Genomic DNA, 18,156 nt, shown 5'->3' with positions numbered 1-18,156 from the left:
GAATAGTGGTGAAGGCCGGGCACATGTAGCCGATGCGGCGCACGATGCCCGTACCCGGCCTCCGCCTTGCAACCCTGATCCCTGAAGACGGACGGCCTGAATCACAAATCGAGCGCGCAAGCGTTCCCCCTGCGCGGGCCGTCACCGGCGTCGCGCTCCAGTAATGGAAAACGTTTTCCAAATTTAGGCATCGATCGACGCGATGTCAATGAACTTTCACATCGGATGCGCCGGTAGAAACCCGAATGGCGGGAGGGAGTGGTGCGGAGGGTAGATCGGAATTACGCGAAAATATCGGGGATTTTTCTTCGTGTATGGGCTGTCATTGCACGCGCGAAGGGCTTTGAAGCGGCGGGCGAGCGCATCGGATGGAGGCGGGTCTCCGACGCCTTCAGAAAGAAAACGTTATCCATAAGAATCGAAGTACGTTCGACCTGCCACGGCGGGCTGTCAGCCACCGCCCGCCGTGCGCGCCGACCCGCCGTTTCGACCGCGCTACAGCTGCTGCTCGATCGCCGCCTTGTCGATCACCGACCACACCTGGCGGATCTTGCCTTCGTGAAATTCGTAGAACACGTTCTCGGCGAACGTGACCTTGCGGCCGTCGACGGCGAGCCCCATGAACGTTCCCTTCGGCGCACACGCGAAGCGAAGGCGGCACGCGACGTGCGGCGGCTCGCATGCGAGCAGCCGGATGTCGAAGCGGAGATCGGGAATGTCGCGGAAGTCCTGTTCCAGCATCGCGCGGTAACCGGCGAGGCCGAGCGGCCGGTCGTTGTGGATCACGTCGTCGGACACGTACTCGCCGAGCGACGACCAGTCCTGCCGGTTCAGGCAGTCGATATACGCGCGATAGCGGGTGGCGAGATCGGTGTCGGTCATGGTCATGTCTCCGTCAGTCGATGGGGCAGGTCGAACGGGACGCGCGTCATTGCGGCGGGGCGTCGCCGGACAGGAACGCGACGAACTCGCGCGTGTACTTCGGCAGCGCGTCGAACGATCGCGCGCAGAGCGTCAGTTTCCGGTGGCTCCACGGATCGGACAACTCGACGAGCCGCACGTCCATCGTCTGCATCGCGCGCTCGGCCGCATGCCGCGACACGATGCCGATGCCCACGCCGCTCGCGATCACGCGGCAGATCGCGTCGAAGCTCTTCAACTGCACGCGATAGCGGATCCGCCTGCCGAGCGCGCGCGCCTGGTCGGCGAGATGCACCTGCAGCGCGCTGCCGTCGGTGAGGCCGATGAAGTCCTCGCCGGCGATGTCGTCGAACGCGAGCTTGTCGCGCGACGCGAGCGGATGCGCGGCCGGCACGACGACGATCAGCCAGTCTTCGCGGAACGGCTTCTGCTCGAGCCCGCCGAGTCCGACCGAATCGGCGACGATGCCGACCTCGGCCGTCTTGTTGCGGATCGCATGGACGATCTCCTGGCTCGAGCGCTCCTCGACGCTGATCGACAGCTTCGGATGGCGCGGCAGGTAATCGGCCAGCGCGTCGGGCAGGTATTCGCTCAGCGACGCGGTGTTGCACAGCAGCCGGATATGGCCGCGCAGTCCCTGGCCGTATTGCTGCAGTTCGCCGCGCATGTGATCGATCTGCTGCAGCACGGTGCGCGCGTGGTGTTCGAGCGCACGGCCCGCATCGGTGGCCTGTGCGCCCGACTTGGTCCGGTGCAGCAGCGGCACGCCGAGCTCGTCCTCCATTCCGCGAATGCGCTCGCTCGCGGCCTGCAGCGTGATGTGTGTCCGCTCGGCGCCGCTCGTGATCGTGCCGGCTTCGCAGATGTTCAGGAAGAGCCGCAGGTCGGTCAGGTCGAAGCGCATGATGGGCGGAGCGATGGGTGGGGAATGGCCGATAAGTTAGCAGGAACCGCGGCGCCGGTCTCAGGGCTGGCCTGAGACCCGGTTCGCCGCTTCCGCATTTTCGGGGCGCGATCGATGGTCGATCATGGACGCACATCAACCGGGGAGCCTGTCATGCAGATCGATTCGTCATGGGGCGTGTCGTTCAAGATCGCGCTGCATCTGCTGTTCCTGTGCATCGGCGTCGCGTGGGCCGGTGCCGAACTTGTCGCGTGGTGGCGATGAACGTCGCGGTGCGTGCCTATTGAAATAAATCAGCCATAGTTTTTTGCGACGAAAATTCTTCCGTTTTTCTGCGAAAACACCATCAAGTTTTTCCGGATCGGACCGTATTACCGGTAGCGAATGCCGGCCGGCATCCGGTCCGTGATCGTTTGTCATCATTGTTTGCATCCGGTTACACGTCGGCCGTTCCGTTTTTGAGATGCTTGAAAGATTGTCAAACCGGAGTCGGATCGTCCATGAAAACGCGCGAGATTCACCGCAAGGCGGCGTGGCTGTCGGGCCTGGCCGCCGTGCTCGTCATGGCCGGTTGTGCAAGTCCGCAGTCCGTTCCGCCGAGCGACACGCTGGCGGGAAAGCCCGCTGATTCGAGCCCGCCTGCCGCGCCGTCGGCCGCCGCGATGCCGCCCGCGCCGATTCTCGTCGCGCAGAAGTACGTCGTGAAACGCGGCGACACGCTGACGGGCATCGCTTCCGCGAACGATTGCAGCGTGGCCGACTTGCGCACCTGGAACAAGCTGGCCGCGAACGGCAGGCTGCGCAGGGGGCAGGTGCTGCGCATCGTCAGGCAGCAGCCGTTGCCGCCCGCGGGAGCGGCCGCCACGCAGGCCGTCGCGAGCAATGGCGCGGCGGGTAGTCAGGGCAATTCGCAGACAACCGCGCAAGCCACTTCGCAGGCCGGCGCATCGAGCGCGAGCGACCGTCAGGTCGTCAAGGAAACCCGTCGCCATGCGGGCGGCGTCGCGCTCAAGTGGCCGGCAACCGGCAAGATCGTCGACGGGTTCCGGCCCGGCCAGAACCGCGGCATCCAGATCGCCGGCCGGCCGGGCGACCCGGTTCGCGCCGCGGCCGACGGCCGCGTGATGTACGCGGGCACCGGCCTGAACGATTACGGCAGCCTGATCATCGTCCAGCACAACGCGGATTTCCTGACCGCCTATGCGCACAACCGCAAGCTGCTCGTGAAGACGGGCGACATCGTGCATCAGGGCGATGCGATCGCCGAGATGGGCGATCTCGACAACTCGCGCGTCGCGCTGCTGTTCGAGGTGCGACGCGACGGCAAGCCGGTGAATCCGATGCCGTACCTGCCTTCGTCGCAAGGGTGAGGCGGGGCCGTTTCGCTGGAACGCGACGGCGGTCGCTGCTACGCTAGGGTCTGTTCATGCGAATCCCGCCATCGCGCGGGGCCGACGGGCGTCTTTCGGGGATGCGCGGCGAATGCCGTCGCGGGCCGGCCGTCGGCGTGAACGGTCGCGCGTCGCGGATGCGCGGCCGCGTTGCTTCGAGCCACCGTTTCCGACAGAACAGACCTCATTCATGGAACACTCTCCGACACGCCGCTCGCTGTTGCTTGCCGCCGTTGCCGCGCCGTTCGTTGCCGCGTGCACGTCCGCGCCGGTCGCCGACCAGGGGCGCGCCCACACCGCACAAGCCGAACTCGCCGCGCTCGAAAAGGCCTCGAACGGGCGGCTCGGCGTCGCCGCGCTCGATACGTCGAACGGCGTACGCATCGCGCATCACGCACGCGAACGCTTCCCGCTGTGCGGTACGTATGCGGTGATGGCGGCCGCTGCGATGCTCGCGCGCGGTGCGCTCGACGCATCGCTGCTGCCGCGTCGCATCCTGTATCGCCGCTATGAAATCGTGTCCGGCTCCCCGATTACGGAGAGCCACGTCGACACCGGCATGACGATCGCGCAGCTGTGCGCCGCGATGCTGCAGTCGGGCGACAAGGGCGCGGGCAACCTGCTGATGGGCGTGCTCGGCGGCCCGCAGGCCGTCACCGCGTTCGCGCGCGAAAGCGGCGACACCACCTTCCGCCTCGATCACTGGGAACCCGAACTGAACAAGGCCGCGCCCGGCGACGAGCGCGACACGTCGACGCCGGTCGCGATGGTCGACACGCTGCAGCGGCTGTTGCTCGGCGACGCGCTGCGCGAACCGCAGCGCGCGCAACTGACGGAGTGGATGGTCGGCGGCGCGCGCGGCGCGACCGGCATCGCGGCGGGCGTGCCGCCCGGCTGGCGCGTCGCGGACAAGGCCGGGACCGGCGGCTTCGGCACGACGACCGACGTCGCGGTGCTGTGGCCGCCGGCGCGCGCACCGATCGTGATGGCCGTGTCGTTCACGCAGCCGCAGGCCGATGCCGCGGCGCGCGCGGACGTCGTCGCCTCGGCGGCGCGCATCGCGGCGGGCGCGCTCACCGCGACGGCCTGAGTACCCGGCGTCTCGCGCAAAGCCGGCGTTTGGCTTATCGTGTCGGTCAGCGCGCGCCGGCGTCGGCGCGCGGTCCTTCCGCGCCGTTTTCCGTTTCCCGTTCGCCATGCGCCGACTTCCGCCCCTGCACGCGCTGCAGATCTTCTCGACGGTGGCCCGCCACCGCAGCTTCACGCGCGCGGCCGAGCAGCTGTGCATCACGCAGGGTGCGGTGAGCCGCCAGATCCAGACGCTCGAGGCGCATTACGGTTTTCCGCTGTTCAGGCGGCATGCGAAGGGCCTCACGCTGACGGCCGAAGGCGAGCAGTTGCTGCCGGTGGTCGACGAGAGCTTCGCGCGGATCGAGGACATCTCGATGAAGCTCACGCGGCAGCGCACCGATCTCGCGCTGAAGGTGCCGACCTGCGTGATGCGCTGGATGCTGCCGCGCATCATGCGCTTCCAGGGCGAACATCCCGATCTCCACGTGCAGATCACGACCACGTGGCAGCACGTCGTCGATTTCTCGAGCGAGCCGTTCGACGCGGCGATCGTCTACGGGACGTCGCCGGGCCCGGGCGTCGTCGCGCTGCCGCTGTTCGACGAGCGGCTGACACCCGTTTGCGCGCCCGAGTTGCGGCAGGCGTCGCCGCTCGGCGCGGTCGGCGATCTCGCGCATCACACGCTGCTGCACCCGACGCGCGACCACCGCGACTGGCGTGCATGGCTCGACCATGCGGGCGAGCGCGGCGTCGATCCCGCGCGCGGGCCGACGTTCGACACGCTCGATCTCGCGACGAACGCGGCGATGCAGGGCTTCGGCGTCGCGATCGGCGACGTGACGCTCGTCGACGACGACGTGAGCGCGCGCCGGCTCGAACGGCCGTTCGACATCGTGCTCGAAACGGGCGCACGCTACTTCTTCGTCTACCCCGAGAACCTCGGCAGCCAGCAGAAGATCCGCGCGTTCAGCGACTGGATCGCGCGTCACCGCGACTGACGCGCGGCGCCGCGGCGGGCTTTACTGGTAGGTCACGACGGCGATCATCGGTGCATGGTCGTTGCCCGGACGGTCAGGTAAAACGATTGCGCGGGAGGCTTGCGTAAAGAGCGCGGTCTTCAGCGAGCGCTGGGTTGCCGCGTCGACGAACGCGATCTGGCCGGCGGCCGGACGCGGGCAGTCGGGGCGCACGTGTGCCCGGGCCGCGTTGGCCGTGTCGAGCGCGAACGAGCAGGGCGGCTCGACGATCATGCCGGAAAAGTAGATGATGCCGGACGCGCCGGCGGCGAATGACGAGGACGAGGCCAGAAGCGAGGCAGCCAGGGCGAACGAGGCGAACACGCGATGCTTCATGACAGGCTCCAGAGAGGAAGCGCGTCGCAGCGGGGCCGCTCGGGTGGCAGTCCGTCAACGCTGCGATGCTATCTGCGTAAACGGCAAAACCATCGGACCTCTTGAATCAAAAAACGAAAATATAGGTAATAAGCAAATGACCGCGCAGTGCTTCAACCAATGTAGGCCGGATCTGCGCATCCGCAAGGTGGGGAAACGCGGGATGGGACAAGATCGCATGACGAACGATCGCGGTAACCGTTGCGCCGGCAACGGTTAGCGTCGTCCGGAAAGCAAAACGGCCGCTCGTGATTGAACTGACCCCACGAAGTTGGACGGTTAAAAGCTAAGCGGCCAAGGGCTGAGTCCTGTATTGCACGGGACTCAGCCCATTTAATTTCAGCTTGATGCGTTCGTGGTTGTAGTAGTGGATGTAACGGCTCAACGCATCTCGCAACTGCTCCACGCTCGCAAAGCGCGTCAGCCGATAGCACTCGGATTTCAGCGTGCCGAAGAAGCTCTCCATGGCTGCGTTATCAAGGCAGTTGCCTCTGCGCGACATGCTCTGGGTGAGCGCATGCTGCTTCAACAGCCGACGGTAGGCGGGCATCTGATACTGCCAGCCTTGATCCGAATGCAGTAACGGCCGTCCTTCATCATCGAGCTTGGCCAACGCCTTCTTCAACATGCAGCTGACCAACTCGAAGCTCGGGCGCTCATCCATTTGGTAAGCGACGATCTCCCCGTTGTACAAGTCCATCACCGGCGATAGATAGAGCTTTTGGCCCTCTACATTGAATTCGGTCACGTCGGTCACCCACTTCTGATTCGGGCGTTCAGCATCAAACTGACGCCGCAGTAGATTCGGGGCAACGCGGCCGACTTCGCCTCGCCAGGAACGATATCTCTTTGGGCGTACCAGAGATTTCAATTGCAGCTGTCCCATCAACCGTTGCACGGTCTTGTGGTTGATCGCATCTCCGGTCTGCCGGATCGCCGCCGTGATTCGCCGATAGCCGTAACGGCCCTTGTGGTGGTCGTATACGGTCTGGATCTTCGCTTTGAGATTCGCATACCGATCGCCGGCAGCCAATGCCTTGAGCTGGTAATAGAACGTGCTGCGCGCCAGGCCTGCCGCCTTCAGGAGCGCAGCTACCGGATGACACTGCCTGAGCTCACGCACTATTTGCGCTTTTTCCTGGGCGCTGCCTGCTTCTTGGATTGCAGCAGCGCATCGAGCTTTTTTAGGTATGCCACCTCCGCGCGCAAATACACGATTTCCTTGAGCAGTTCCTCGCGGCTCGGCTCTTTCTGCACGGTATCGTCGGGGGATTTCGGTGGTGGTGAGGTGATCATTTTCGGAGGGCGCCCTCGGCGACGAGGCGCCAACGCATCTATACCGCCCTCATGATACAGACGCTCCCAGATCGGGATGCTTCGTTCATTGCGGATGCCGAACAGCGCTGCCACCTGTGCATACGACAGTTCATCGCGCCGCATCCGCTGAAGGACTGACAATTTGAATCGCGCGTCGTAGTGGCTGTGCTTCTTGCGCAGCCCCTGTTCACCATGCTCGCGATAGCTCGCCACCCAACGTCGCACCATTGTCCTGCCCACTCCGTAACGGTGAGCAAGTGTCTTGGTGCCGGCCTCTCCAGCCAGGTACGCCTGAACCACTCGACGCCGAAAACGTTCGTCGTACTTCGTCATGAAAAACACCCCAAAGGTTGGATCTAGTCCAACTTTTGGGGTGCAGCTCATGATCGAGCGGCCGTTTTGCGCTGGTGCGGGGCGCGCGGTGTTCAGCTCGTGCGCTTGCGGATCGCACCCACGACGACGAGCAGCACGATCGCACCGATGATCGACGCGATCCAGCCGGCGCCCTGGCCCGGCGCATACCAGCCGGCGGCGCGGCCGACATAGCCGGCCACCAGTGAGCCGACGACGCCGAGCACGATGGTCATCAGGATGCCCATCTTGTCGTCGCCCGGCTTGAACGCGCGGGCGAGGAGGCCGACGATGAGCCCGACGACCAGGGTTTCGATGAATTGCAGCATGAACGCCTCCCTATTGCGATTGAGCTGTTGACGAAAGGAAGTTGACCCGTGCGGTACGCAAGGGTTCCATGCGGCGGCAAGCCGGCGCGTGGCGTGCGCAGTATCGCATGCGTTCGCGTCCGGCGGATGTCACGAGGCAGGCGCGTCGACCACCGGGTCGAGACGGCGGTAGCCTTCGGTCGCATTCAGCAGCGTGCGCGTGTAGTCGCGAGCGACCCGTCCGGCGCGCACGTCCTCGATCCGCAGCTGCTCGACGATCTCGCCGTGCTGCATCACCGCGACGCGCTGGCACAGGAAGCCGATCACCGCGAGGTTGTGGCTGACGAGGATCATCGTCAGGTTGCGTTCGCGATGCAGGCGGCGCAACAGGTTCAGGATCTCGGCCTGCACCGACACGTCGAGCGCGGACGTCGGCTCGTCGAGCAGCAGCACGCGCGGCTCGACGATCAGCGCGCGGGCGATCGCGACGCGCTGCCGCTGGCCGCCGGACAACTGGTGCGGATAGCGGAAGCGGAACGCCGGGCCGAGGCCGACTTCGGACAGCGCGTGGGCGATCCGCGCATCGGCATCGCCGATCGCGTGGATCGACAGCGGCTCGCGCAGCGTCTGGTCGACGGTGAAGCGCGGATGCAGCGATGCATACGGATCCTGGAACACCATCTGCACGTGGCGGCGGAACGCGCGATCGGGCGTGCCGCCCACCGGGCGGCCGTCGATCGACAGGCCGCCGGACGCGAGCGGCACGAGGCCCGTCAGCGCCCGCAGCAGCGTCGACTTGCCGGAGCCCGATTCGCCGACCAGCCCGAACACTTCGCCGTCGCGCACCGCGAAGCTCGCGTCGCGCACGGCGTCGACGTGACCCGTGCGGGTCGGGAAACGGATCGATGCATGATCGACGTCGATCATCGTGCGGCCTCCTGTCGATCGGTTCTCGCGGCGGCCGGCGGCGCGGGCTCGAGCCATGCCGGGTCACGCCGCAGCACCGGCAGTTCGTCGGGCGGGTCCGCGAGCGGCGGGTTCGCCGCGAGCAGCCCGCGCGTGTAGGGATGCGTGGCGTCGCGCAGGTCGCGCGCGGCGCAGGTCTCGACCACGCGGCCCGCATACATCACCGCGACGCGGTCGCAGAACGACATCACGAGCGGCAGGTCGTGGCTGATGAACATCAGGCCCGTGCCGTGCCGCGCGATCATCGCGTCGAGCACCGCGAGCACCTGCATCGACACCGCGACGTCGAGCGCGGAGGTCGGCTCGTCGGCGATCAAGAGGCGCGGGCCGGTCGACACCATCATCGCGATCATCACGCGCTGGCCCATGCCGCCCGACAACTCGTGCGGATACGCATCGGCGACGCGCGCCGGGTCGCGGATCTGCACGGCCGCGAGCGCGTCGACGATCCGCTCGCGCAGCGCACGGCCGCGCAGGCCCGGCTCGTGCAGCCGGAACGCCTCGCCCATCTGCTTCGCGACCGTCATCACCGGGTTCAGCGAATATTTCGGGTCCTGCAGGATCATGCCCATCTGGCTGCCGCACAGCCGCCGGCGCTCGCGCGGCGACATCGCGAGCAGGTCGTGGCCCGCGAAGCGCATCGTGCGCGCCGACCAGCGCGCGGCGTCGGGCAGCAGGCCGAGCAGCGCGCGGCCGGTCAACGACTTGCCGGAGCCCGATTCGCCGACGATGCCGAGCCGCTCGCCCGGCGCGAGCGTCAGCGACAGGTCGCGCACGGCGTCGGTGACGCTGCCGTCGTGCCCGCGGAAACCGATCTTCAGCCCGTCGATCTCGCAGAGCGGTGCCGGCGCGGCGGTGGAATGCATCGGCATGTCACGCTCCATGGCGGGGATCGAAGACGTCGCGCAGCCCGTCGCCGAGCAGGTTGAACGCGAGGCTCACGAGCAGGATCGCGATGCCGGGCAGCGTCGCGACCCACCACGCGTCGAGCAGTACGTTGCGGCCCGACGCGACCATGAAGCCCCACTCGGGGCTCGGCGGCTGCGCGCCGAGGCCGAGAAAGCCGAGGCCCGCGACGGTCAGGATGATGCCGGCCATGTCGAGCGTTGCGCGCACGATCACCGACGACATGCACAGCGGCATGATGTAGCGCAGCAGGATGCGCGGGCCCGACGCGCCTTGCAGCCGCGCCGCGTGGATGTAGTCGGCCTGCGCGATGCGGATCGTTTCGGCGCGCGCGAGCCGCGCATACGCGGGCCACGCGGTGATCGAGATCGCGACGACCGCGTTGATCACGCCGGGGCCGAGCGCGGCCGCGAACGCGAGCGCGAGCACGATCTTCGGAAACGCGAGCGCGATGTCGGTGATGCGCATCAGCACGCTGTCGACGAAGCCGCCGCAATAGCCGGCCGTCGTGCCGATCAGCAGGCCGATCGGCACGACGATCACGACGACCAGCAGCGCGATGCCGAGCGTCAGGCGCGACCCGGCGATCAGCCGCGAGAGGATGTCGCGGCCGAGCTGGTCGGTGCCGAACCAGTGCGACGGCGAGCCGGGCGGCAGCAGCCGGTCGGACAGCACCTGGCGCAGCGGATCGTGCGGCATGATCAGCGGGCCGACGATCGCGACCGCGATCAGCGCGACCAGGATCGCGAGCCCGAACAGGTTGAGCGGATTCGTGGCGAACCGGCGCCAGCGCCGGTACGCGAGGCCGAATGCGGCCTGCGAGCGCGACGCGGGCGCGTCGGACAGCAGCCACGCGTGCAGGGAGAGACGCTCGGCGCTCATGGTTGGACGACCTTCGGCATGGACGATGAAAGAAGCAGGGGGGAAGCGGTCATGTCGGAGCGGCCCTCAGCGCGCACGCGGATCGAACACGCGGTACAGCGCGTCGGTCAGCAGGTTGACGGTGATGAACATCGCGCCGATCACGAGCGTCGCGCCGAGCACCGCGTTCATGTCGGCGTTCAGCAGCGCGCCGGTCAGGTACGAGCCGAGCCCCGGCCACGCGAACACGATCTCGGTCAGCACCGAGCCTTCCAGCAGGTTGCTGTACGTGAGCGCGATAACGGTCAGGAGCGGCACCGCGATGTTGCCGAACGCATGCCGCCAGATCACGCGTCGCTCGGACAGGCCCTTCGCGCGCGCGGTGACGATGTATTCCTGGTTCAGCTGGTCGAGCATGAACGAGCGCGTCATGCGGCTGAGATACGCGACCGAGTAGTAGCCGAGGATCGCGGCCGGCAGCGCGATGTGCGACACCGCGTTGCGGAAGACGTCCCACTCGCCCGCGAGCGCCGCGTCGAGCAGCAGGCTGCCGGTGCGCGGGTCGACCATGCCGTCGTAGACGGGATCGAGCCGGCCGGGGCCGCCGACCCAGTGCAGCCGCGCATAGAACAGCAGCAGCCCCATCAGCCCGAGCCAGAACACCGGGACCGAATTGCCGATCAGCCCGACGAAGCGCGCGATGTGATCGATCGGGCGGTTGTGCTTCACGGCGGCCGCGACGCCGAGCGGCACGCCGATCGCGATGCCGATCAGCGTCGCGATGGTCGCCAGTTCGAGCGTGGCCGGGAACACGCGCTTGATGTCGTCGAGCACCGGGTTCGCGGTCAGCAGCGACACGCCGAGATTGCCGTGCAGCACGTCGCGCGCATAGATCAGGAATTGCGTGACGAGCGGCTTGTCGAGCCCGAGCGCGATGCGCTCGGCCGCGTACGCCTCGGCCGACGCGCGATCGCCGAGGATCGCGAGCACGGGATCGATCGGCACCTTGCGGCCGATCACGAACGTCAACGCGAGCAGCCCCGCGAACGTGACGGCGAGCGTGAGCGCCCAGCGCAGCACGCGCAGTGCCCAGCGCACGGCCGGGCGCCGCGCGGGCAGCGTGCGCAGTGCTTCGAGGGAGGAGGCGGGAGTCGACATGCGGCGAATCTTATTGCTTCTTCAGGTTGCGGTACGACACCAGATCGTTGATCGGCCCGACTTCGAGCCCGCTCACGCCGGGCCGCGTCGCGACCTGCGCGACTTTCTCGAACATGATCACGAACGGCGAGCGTGCGAGCACTTCCTTCTGCATCGCCTGATACAGCTGCGCGCGTTTCGCGGCGGTCGGTTCGGCGAGCGCGGTGTCGGTTTCCTTCGTCAGTTGCGGGATGTCCCAACTGTTGCGCCAGGCCAGCATTTTATAGCTCGACTTGTCGGTGTTGTCCGGATTCCACGCAAAACCCTGCGCGTTGCTGTGCGGATCGATGTAGTCGGCCGACCATTCGCCGATGTAGATGTCGTGCTGGCGCGCGCGGTATTTCGCGAGCGTCTGCTTGTTGTCGCCGGGGATCAGCTGCACCTTGATGCCGGCCTGCGCGAAGTTCGCCTGCACGGCCTGCGCGATCTCCGTGTACGGATAGTCGTTGCGCACGTCCATCGTCACCGAAAAGCCGCCGGGCACGCCGGCCTTCGCGAGCAGCGCCTTCGCCTTCGCGATGTCGAGCTTGTACGGGTTCGTGTTCAGCGCACCGAGGAAGCCCTCGGGCAGGAAGGTCTGGTGTACCTTGTAGGTCGTCTTCACGACGTTGCCCTGGATCCCCGCATAGTCGACGAGCCATTTCAGCGCTTCCTGCACGTCGGGTTTCGCGAGCGTCGGGTTCTTCGTGTTCAGGCCGAGATACAGCAGCGTCGCCTGCGGCGAGGCCGCTACCTTCGCCTTGCCCGACTTCACGACCGACGCCAGATCGTCGGGGCTCAGGTCGCGTGCCGCGTCGACGTCGCCGTTCTCCAGCAGCAGGCGCTGGCTCGCGGCTTCGGGCACGTGGCGCAGCACGATGCGCTTCATCGCGAGCGGCAGCCGGTAGCCGTCGAAGCGCTGCAGCACGACGCTGTCGCCGGCCGTCCACTTGACCAGCCTGTAGGCGCCGGAGCCCGCTTCGTTGGTTTTCAGCCAGCCGTTGCCGAAGTCGTTGCCCTGCTGGTGCGACAGCAGCAACTTCTTGTCGAGCACCGATGCGGGCCACGAACCGAGCACGTTCAGCACGAAGGTCGGCGCGTACTTGCGGTCGGTCGTGACCGACACCGTCGCGTCGTCGAGCTTCTTCACGTTCGCGACGACGTTCGCCTTCGTGAGGCCGATGCCGGTCAGCACGGCGGCCGGCCCCTTGTCGAGCAGCACCGCGCGCTGGATCGACCACGCGACGTCGTCGGCCGTCAGCGGGTTGCCCGAGTGGAACTTCAGGCCGGTGCGCAGCTTGAACGTATAGGTCAGGCCGTCGGGGCTCACGGTCCATGACTGCGCGACGTCGCCGTTGAATTTCGACGGATCGCGCAGGTCGACGCGCACGAGCCGGTCGTACGTGTTCGCGACGTATTCCTCCGGCACCAGCTCGTAGATCTCGCCCGGATCGAGCGTCGTGAATTCGTCGAGCAGCGTGGCCATCACGAACATGTCCTTCGGCGTTTCCGCATGCGCGGCGGCAAGCGGAACGGCGGCGAATACGGACGCGGCGGCCAGCGCCGCGACGAGCCGGGAGGTCGGGAATGTCATGTGCGCTTCTCCATCTGTCGTTTGAGTCGTTGAACGTGGACGTGCATGAAAAAGGAGGCGTGGATCGTCGTTACATCAGGCGCCACGGGCCGCTCGCCGCATTGTCGATCTGCGGCAACGCGCGCGAGCCGGGCAGTTCGTAGTGCCACCATTCGCTGTCGATGTGCGCGAAGCCGGCCGCATGCATCACGCCGAGCAGCAGCAGGCGGTTGCGTTGCACGTGCTCGGGCAGCCCCGCGTGAAAGTGGCCCGATGCGGCGACCATCGCGTCGAAGCCGGTGCCCATGTCGAGCGGCGCGCCGTTCGCGCCGACGAGCGTCAGGTCGAGCGCGGTGCCGCGGCTGTGATTCGAGCCGCGGCCGAGGTCGGCGACGAAGTTCGGATCGGGCAGGAAATCCCACAGCACCTGCTGCGCCTGCGGCGGCCGGTAGGCGTCGTAGAGGCGCAGCGTGACGCCGGCCTGCGCGGCGACCTCCACCGCGCGGCGCAATGCGGCTTCGGCGGGCTCGAGCAGCAGGCAGTGCGCGTTGCGGTAGATCGGCTTGCCGGTCAGGTTGCGGTCGGTCGCGTAGACGAGATCGATCTCGACGCGATGCGTGGCGGGCGTGATTTCGACGAGGCGGTGATCGTTCATCGGCAGGGTGGGCTCGCTCAGGATTCGAACTGGTCGAACGTGCGCTGCAGTTCGCGGTTGCGCGCGACGCGCCGGTCGATCGCGGGGCCGAGGCGATCGACCACGGCCGTGATCAGCAGGTTGAACAGGCAGGTGAGCGGCGCGAGCGAATCCCAGAACTGGCCGACGTCGGTCTTCACCTGCAGCAGATCGGCCGGCCATTCGCGCGCCCACGGGCACGACAGGTCGGTCACCAGCGCGAACGGCTGCCCGCGTTCGGCGGCCGCCTGGCAATAGCGGCGCGCGCTGCGCGAATACGCGCGCGTATCGGTGACGACGCAGTACGGATGCTCGAATTCGGAGTTCAGCGAATCGACGTACGAGCCCGACTGGCCGTCGGAATAGAACACGCGCGGGCGCAGGTATTCGAGGTAGCTGCTGAATGCGTTGCTGATGCCGCGGGTCGACTGGATGCCGAGGATGAACACCGCGTCGGCATGCGCGATCCGGTCGGCGACCTGCGCGAACACCGGGCCTTCGGCCAGGCGGTACACGTGGCGGATCGCGTCGAGCTCGCGTTCGAGCGACGACGCCAGCGTGCCGGCGCTGCCGTTGCCGCCGTTGCGTTCCGCCGATGGCGTGCCGGCGATGCGGCGGTATTCGTCGAGCCGGTCGGTGATCATCCACGGGCGGTCGCCGCCGCCGCGCAGTTCGCGCTTCAGGTCGTCGAGATTCCGGTAACCGACGCTGCGCAGGAAACGTCCGACCGAAATGCCGCTGGTGCCGGCTTGCTGCGCGATCTGGTCGGCCGTCTCGAGCCCGAGCCGGTCGAGGTTCGCGAGCATGTAGCTCGCGATGCGCTTCGCGGTCGGCGTCAGGTCGGCAAAGCGGGATTCGACGGTATGGGCGAAGGCGCAGGTCATCGAGCTGTTAGATCGTTGTCATTTAGTGATTTGATGTCATCTATCTGACAAAGCCAAAATCATTCACGCCAGCGGATAAAAACTATCAGGTGGCGGTGAACGATAGCGGGCTGGGCGTGCGTGCAACGACTGGGGGAGCAACGCACTGGCGTGTGGAAATATTTCTGACAGGAATATTTTACGTTTATCTCTATCAGAGATAATTTGCGTTTATGCCTGTCAGAGATATACTGCATGGATCGCATACAGGACTCCAGCCGTGAATCTCATCGTCAATACCCCTGCTCAACTGGGCGAAATCCTGTCGTCCGCGCGTCAGGCCAAGGGGCTGACGCAAGCCGAAGCGGCGGCGCGCATCGGCGTCGGCCAATCGCGCCTGTCGTCGCTGGAAACGCTCCGCACCGAAAGCCTGTCGCTCAAGCAGTTGCTCGAACTGACCGCGCTGTACGGTCTCGAGCTCAGCATCCGCACGAAGGACGGGCGCGACGCTGCCAACGTCGAGTGGTAATCGATGGGACGCAAATCGCACAGCCGCGCGCTATCGATCTGGGCCAATGGCGTGCGGGTCGGAATCTGGCGGATTCCCGCGCGCGGCGACATGGAACTGCTGTACGACGCCGGCTGGAAACAGTCGGATGCAGGCCGCCCGCTGTCGCTGTCGCTGCCGTTCGGCGTCGGTGATGCGCCGTTGCGCGGCGAGCGCGTCAATCACTACTTCGATAATCTGCTGCCCGACAGCGACGCCATTCGGCGCCGGCTTGCGTCGCGGTTCGGCACGGCGACGACCGAGCCGTTCGATCTGCTCGCCGCGCTCGGCCGGGACTGCGTCGGCGCGGTGCAGTTGCTCGGCGAGGATGAAACCCCGGCCGGCCATGACCGGATCGACGGTATGCCGTTGTCCGACGACGACGTGGCGCGTGTGCTCGATCAGGCGAGCGGGGCGGCGGGCGGTGCGCAGGACGACGACGACTTCCGCCTGTCGCTGGCCGGCGCGCAGGAAAAGACCGCGCTGCTGTTTCACGACGGGCGATGGATGCGTCCGCATGGCGCGACGCCGACCACGCATATCCTCAAGTTGCCGCTCGGGCTGGTCGGCAACAAGCGTGCGGATCTGACGACTTCCGTCGAAAACGAGTGGCTGTGCCTCGCGATCCTGCGCGCGTTCGGCCTGCCGACGGCGGATGCCGACATCGTGCGTTTCGGCGAACACAAGGTGCTGTCGGTCGCGCGCTTCGATCGCGCGCTGCATCGTGACGGCGGCTGGCTGTTGCGCTTGCCGCAAGAGGATTTCTGCCAAGCGCTCGGCGTGCCGCCGCATCTGAAATACGAATCGCAGGGCGGCCCCGGCGTGCCCGATCTGGCCGGCATCCTGCGCCGGTCGGAAACGGCGCAGGCCGACCTCGACACGCTGTTCACCGCATTGGTGGTGTTCTGGATGCTTGCCGCACCGGACGGGCATGCGAAGAACTTCAGCCTGCGCCTGCTGCCGGGCGGCCGCTTCCGTCTGACGCCGCTCTACGACGTGATGTCGATCTGGCCGGTCGAAGGGGATGGCGCGAACCAGTGGTCGTGGCACAAGGCGAAGCTCGCGATGGCCGTGCACGGCAAGCGCAAGCACTATGCGATGCGCGACATCACGCGCCGGCACTTCACTGCGATGGCGGAGCATTGCCTGCTTGGCGATATCGCGACACCGATCGTCGAACGACTCATTGCAATGACGCCACATGTGATCGAATCGGTCGGCACGGCGCTGCCGGCCGGGTTTCCGGCAAGGATCGCCGAACGCATTCTCGGCGGATTGCGCTTCGCCGCGCAGCGACTCGCCGACATGCCGCGGGAGTGACGCGGGCCCGGTCCCGGCCGGGCAGGTGAAAGCCGGCGCATCCGTATTTTTCCGTTCCGGGTGGCGCGCCAGGCCACCTGAATCGATGGCAGTGGGCCGCCATCGCGCGGTGCGCATGTCGATTTCTTTTCCTCGCCATTCATCCCCTGCTGCATCGCAATAATTACAAAATTAAAGCCGATCAGATTAAGTCATTAATTCAGGTTAATAATTCATTTAATTTTCAGGTGGCTTTGTATTTAACTTGCGTCACGGGATGTTTGATTTTCGGTAATTCGAAGAAACAGCAAGTGTTCCGTAATGGAAATTCTCTCGATTGCAGGGATGAAGAGGAAATCATGACGAATCTTTCTCGACGCAAGATGCTGGCCGGTACGGCCGGCGCCATCGCCGCCGCGAGCATCGCGGTATCGGCCAAGGCCGCCTCGTTCGGTAATCCGGACAGTCCGCCGGAAGGCGCGGTAAATGCCCGCAACCGCCAGAGCCTGACCGACCCGGGGCCAAAAAATCCGGCCATTGCCAATCAATTCCCGTCTTTTCAGGATCCGCCGGCCACTGATATCAACGGGATGCCGTTATTCTGGGCGTCTTTCAATAATGCTCATAAACGCATTCAAAATGGCGGATGGGCGCGCGAAGTGACGCAGGACGATTTTGCGATTTCCGAAACCATTTCCGGCGTCAACATGCGGCTGACGCGCGGCGGCATTCGCGAGATGCACTGGCACCAGCAGGCCGAGTGGGCCATCATGCTCGACGGCCGTTGCCGGATCACGGTGCTCGACGAACTCGGGCGGCCGTCGGTGCAGGACGTCAAGACCGGCGATCTCTGGTATTTCCCGCCCGGCCTGCCGCATTCGCTGCAGGGCCTCGGCAGCGACGGCGCTGAATTCCTGCTCGCGTTCGATAACGGCCGCGCCTCGGAATTCAACACGCTGTTGCTGACCGACTGGATCGCGCATACGCCGCCCGACGTGCTCGCGCTCAACTTCGGCGTGCCGGCCGACGCGTTCAGGAACGTGCCGCTCGACAACCTGTGGATCTTCCAGGGCGACGAACCGGGTCCGCTCGCGGACGCGCAGCGCGCATCCGCCGCATCGGCCGGTGCACCGCCGCATCCGTTCATCTTTTCGCTCGGCGACATGAAGCCGGTCAAAAAGACGCGCGGCGGCGAGGTGCGGATCGCGGACAGCACCAACTTCAACGTGTCGACGACCGTCGCGGCGGCACTCGTCACCGTGCATCCGGGCGGCATGCGCGAACTGCACTGGCACCCGAACGCCGACGAATGGCAGTACTACCTGCAGGGCGAGGCGCGGATGACGGTGTTCGACACGGGGCCGAAGGCGCAGACGGCCGATTTCCGCGCGGGCGACGTCGGCTATGTGAAGAAGAGCCTCGGGCACTACGTGCAGAACACCGGCCAGACCGACCTCGTGTTCCTCGAGATCTTCAAGACCGACCGCTATGCGGAGGTGTCGTTGTCCGACTGGCTCGCGCATACGCCGCCGAAGCTCGTCGAAGCGCACCTGAACGTCGCGCCGGACGTGATCGCGCAGTTTCCGCGCAATCGTCCCGACGTCGTGCCGCTGTAACGCGGTCTTCGCACAGCGCCGT

At 66.1% G+C, this 18,156-nt stretch carries 19 protein-coding genes; 6 read left to right on the top strand and 13 right to left on the bottom strand.

Going from position 1 to position 18,156, the window contains the following annotated elements:
- Window positions 1-495: 495 nt before the first annotated feature.
- Window positions 496-882, bottom strand: a complete 387-nt coding sequence (locus DTA15_RS35875; protein WP_006489793.1) for an ester cyclase — start codon at window positions 880-882, stop codon at window positions 496-498.
- 46 nt (window positions 883-928) lie between these two features.
- Complete coding sequence (locus DTA15_RS35870; RefSeq protein WP_006489797.1) at window positions 929-1,825, bottom strand: LysR substrate-binding domain-containing protein; 897 nt, start codon at window positions 1,823-1,825, stop codon at window positions 929-931.
- Between the two features lie 500 nt (window positions 1,826-2,325).
- On the opposite strand from DTA15_RS35870, the gene DTA15_RS35865 reads away from it, so the two are divergent.
- The 3 genes from DTA15_RS35865 to DTA15_RS35855 all read left to right on the top strand — a co-directional run bounded on the left by DTA15_RS35865 (window position 2,326) and on the right by DTA15_RS35855 (window position 5,285).
- Window positions 2,326-3,195: a peptidoglycan DD-metalloendopeptidase family protein gene (locus DTA15_RS35865; protein WP_006489809.1), complete on the top strand. Its 870-nt coding sequence runs from the start codon at window positions 2,326-2,328 to the stop codon at window positions 3,193-3,195.
- Between the two features lie 211 nt (window positions 3,196-3,406).
- Window positions 3,407-4,306, top strand: coding sequence for a class A beta-lactamase (gene bla / locus DTA15_RS35860; protein ID WP_012493385.1), 900 nt, complete (start codon window positions 3,407-3,409; stop codon window positions 4,304-4,306).
- A gap of 106 nt (window positions 4,307-4,412) precedes the next feature.
- Window positions 4,413-5,285 (top strand): LysR substrate-binding domain-containing protein, encoded by an 873-nt coding sequence (locus DTA15_RS35855; RefSeq protein WP_006483527.1) that lies wholly within the window; start codon window positions 4,413-4,415, stop codon window positions 5,283-5,285.
- Window positions 5,286-5,306: 21 nt separating this feature from the next.
- On the opposite strand, the gene DTA15_RS35850 is transcribed toward DTA15_RS35855, so the two are convergent.
- From DTA15_RS35850 to sapR, 10 genes are all read right to left on the bottom strand, one after another.
- Entirely contained in the window at window positions 5,307-5,639 is a 333-nt protein-coding gene (locus DTA15_RS35850) for a hypothetical protein (protein WP_006483530.1), read from the bottom strand.
- A 325-nt stretch (window positions 5,640-5,964) separates the two neighbouring features.
- Window positions 5,965-7,328 (bottom strand): IS3-like element ISBcen10 family transposase gene (locus DTA15_RS35845; protein ID WP_085964348.1). Its coding sequence is split into 2 segments (ribosomal slippage): window positions 5,965-6,866 and window positions 6,866-7,328, totalling 1,365 coding nucleotides; the frame shifts between segments, so codons are not numbered across the junction.
- Window positions 7,329-7,420: 92 nt separating this feature from the next.
- Window positions 7,421-7,675 (bottom strand): GlsB/YeaQ/YmgE family stress response membrane protein, encoded by a 255-nt coding sequence (locus DTA15_RS35840; RefSeq protein WP_006483522.1) that lies wholly within the window; start codon window positions 7,673-7,675, stop codon window positions 7,421-7,423.
- Between the two features lie 129 nt (window positions 7,676-7,804).
- Window positions 7,805-8,581 carry an ABC transporter ATP-binding protein gene (locus DTA15_RS35835; RefSeq protein WP_006483529.1) on the bottom strand — a complete coding sequence of 259 codons (777 nt, stop codon included), beginning with the start codon at window positions 8,579-8,581 and terminating at the stop codon, window positions 7,805-7,807.
- Window positions 8,578-9,492 carry an ABC transporter ATP-binding protein gene (locus DTA15_RS35830; protein WP_006483526.1) on the bottom strand — a complete coding sequence of 305 codons (915 nt, stop codon included), beginning with the start codon at window positions 9,490-9,492 and terminating at the stop codon, window positions 8,578-8,580. Before DTA15_RS35830 ends, DTA15_RS35835 begins: the two co-directional genes overlap by 4 nt.
- Before the next feature lies 1 nt (window position 9,493).
- Entirely contained in the window at window positions 9,494-10,408 is a 915-nt protein-coding gene (gene nikC, locus DTA15_RS35825) for a nickel transporter permease (protein WP_006483535.1), read from the bottom strand.
- A gap of 66 nt (window positions 10,409-10,474) precedes the next feature.
- Window positions 10,475-11,545: an ABC transporter permease gene (locus tag DTA15_RS35820; protein WP_006483536.1), complete on the bottom strand. Its 1,071-nt coding sequence runs from the start codon at window positions 11,543-11,545 to the stop codon at window positions 10,475-10,477.
- Between the two features lie 10 nt (window positions 11,546-11,555).
- Window positions 11,556-13,157 carry an ABC transporter substrate-binding protein gene (locus DTA15_RS35815; RefSeq protein WP_006483531.1) on the bottom strand — a complete coding sequence of 534 codons (1,602 nt, stop codon included), beginning with the start codon at window positions 13,155-13,157 and terminating at the stop codon, window positions 11,556-11,558.
- Window positions 13,158-13,227: 70 nt separating this feature from the next.
- Window positions 13,228-13,791 (bottom strand): D-alanyl-D-alanine dipeptidase, encoded by a 564-nt coding sequence (gene ddpX, locus DTA15_RS35810; RefSeq protein WP_006483520.1) that lies wholly within the window; start codon window positions 13,789-13,791, stop codon window positions 13,228-13,230.
- Window positions 13,792-13,808: 17 nt separating this feature from the next.
- A complete protein-coding gene (gene sapR / locus DTA15_RS35805) occupies window positions 13,809-14,693 on the bottom strand; it encodes a sap1 transcriptional regulator SapR (RefSeq protein ID WP_006483528.1) in 885 nt (294 codons plus the stop codon).
- Between the two features lie 259 nt (window positions 14,694-14,952).
- On the opposite strand from sapR, the gene DTA15_RS35800 reads away from it, so the two are divergent.
- Complete coding sequence (locus DTA15_RS35800; protein WP_006483523.1) at window positions 14,953-15,201, top strand: helix-turn-helix domain-containing protein; 249 nt, start codon at window positions 14,953-14,955, stop codon at window positions 15,199-15,201.
- Between the two features lie 3 nt (window positions 15,202-15,204).
- Complete coding sequence (locus tag DTA15_RS35795; protein ID WP_006483532.1) at window positions 15,205-16,539, top strand: type II toxin-antitoxin system HipA family toxin; 1,335 nt, start codon at window positions 15,205-15,207, stop codon at window positions 16,537-16,539.
- Between the two features lie 223 nt (window positions 16,540-16,762).
- On the opposite strand, the gene DTA15_RS39490 is transcribed toward DTA15_RS35795, so the two are convergent.
- Window positions 16,763-17,056: a hypothetical protein gene (locus DTA15_RS39490; RefSeq protein ID WP_370448172.1), complete on the bottom strand. Its 294-nt coding sequence runs from the start codon at window positions 17,054-17,056 to the stop codon at window positions 16,763-16,765.
- Between DTA15_RS39490 and DTA15_RS35790 the strand changes: the two genes are divergently transcribed.
- A complete protein-coding gene (locus DTA15_RS35790; protein WP_370448171.1) occupies window positions 16,941-18,134 on the top strand; it encodes an oxalate decarboxylase family bicupin in 1,194 nt (397 codons plus the stop codon). The two genes, DTA15_RS39490 and DTA15_RS35790, sit on opposite strands and share 116 nt — an antisense overlap.
- Window positions 18,135-18,156: the final 22 nt, after the last annotated feature.

This window comes from Burkholderia cenocepacia (genome assembly GCF_900446215.1).
GTDB classification, from domain to species: Bacteria; Pseudomonadota; Gammaproteobacteria; order Burkholderiales; family Burkholderiaceae; genus Burkholderia; species Burkholderia cenocepacia.
Note: the sequence above shows the minus strand (reverse complement) of the source record. Positions and strands in the feature narration are given on the sequence as shown.

What these genes read in the sequence shown, in the direction of transcription:
- DTA15_RS35835 (WP_006483529.1), bottom strand. Translation starts at nt 8,581, where the DNA reads ATGATCGACGTCGATCATGCATCGATCCGTTTCCCGACCCGCACGGGT.
- bla (WP_012493385.1), top strand. Translation starts at nt 3,407, where the DNA reads ATGGAACACTCTCCGACACGCCGCTCGCTGTTGCTTGCCGCCGTTGCC.
- DTA15_RS35795 (WP_006483532.1), top strand. Translation starts at nt 15,205, where the DNA reads ATGGGACGCAAATCGCACAGCCGCGCGCTATCGATCTGGGCCAATGGC.
- sapR (WP_006483528.1), bottom strand. Translation starts at nt 14,693, where the DNA reads ATGACCTGCGCCTTCGCCCATACCGTCGAATCCCGCTTTGCCGACCTG.
- DTA15_RS35820 (WP_006483536.1), bottom strand. Translation starts at nt 11,545, where the DNA reads ATGTCGACTCCCGCCTCCTCCCTCGAAGCACTGCGCACGCTGCCCGCG.
- DTA15_RS35830 (WP_006483526.1), bottom strand. Translation starts at nt 9,492, where the DNA reads ATGCCGATGCATTCCACCGCCGCGCCGGCACCGCTCTGCGAGATCGAC.
- nikC (WP_006483535.1), bottom strand. Translation starts at nt 10,408, where the DNA reads ATGAGCGCCGAGCGTCTCTCCCTGCACGCGTGGCTGCTGTCCGACGCG.
- ddpX (WP_006483520.1), bottom strand. Translation starts at nt 13,791, where the DNA reads ATGAACGATCACCGCCTCGTCGAAATCACGCCCGCCACGCATCGCGTC.
- DTA15_RS35855 (WP_006483527.1), top strand. Translation starts at nt 4,413, where the DNA reads ATGCGCCGACTTCCGCCCCTGCACGCGCTGCAGATCTTCTCGACGGTG.
- DTA15_RS35865 (WP_006489809.1), top strand. Translation starts at nt 2,326, where the DNA reads ATGAAAACGCGCGAGATTCACCGCAAGGCGGCGTGGCTGTCGGGCCTG.
- DTA15_RS35850 (WP_006483530.1), bottom strand. Translation starts at nt 5,639, where the DNA reads ATGAAGCATCGCGTGTTCGCCTCGTTCGCCCTGGCTGCCTCGCTTCTG.
- DTA15_RS35840 (WP_006483522.1), bottom strand. Translation starts at nt 7,675, where the DNA reads ATGCTGCAATTCATCGAAACCCTGGTCGTCGGGCTCATCGTCGGCCTC.
- DTA15_RS35870 (WP_006489797.1), bottom strand. Translation starts at nt 1,825, where the DNA reads ATGCGCTTCGACCTGACCGACCTGCGGCTCTTCCTGAACATCTGCGAA.
- DTA15_RS35875 (WP_006489793.1), bottom strand. Translation starts at nt 882, where the DNA reads ATGACCGACACCGATCTCGCCACCCGCTATCGCGCGTATATCGACTGC.
- DTA15_RS35815 (WP_006483531.1), bottom strand. Translation starts at nt 13,157, where the DNA reads ATGACATTCCCGACCTCCCGGCTCGTCGCGGCGCTGGCCGCCGCGTCC.
- DTA15_RS39490 (WP_370448172.1), bottom strand. Translation starts at nt 17,056, where the DNA reads ATGGCCGGATTTTTTGGCCCCGGGTCGGTCAGGCTCTGGCGGTTGCGG.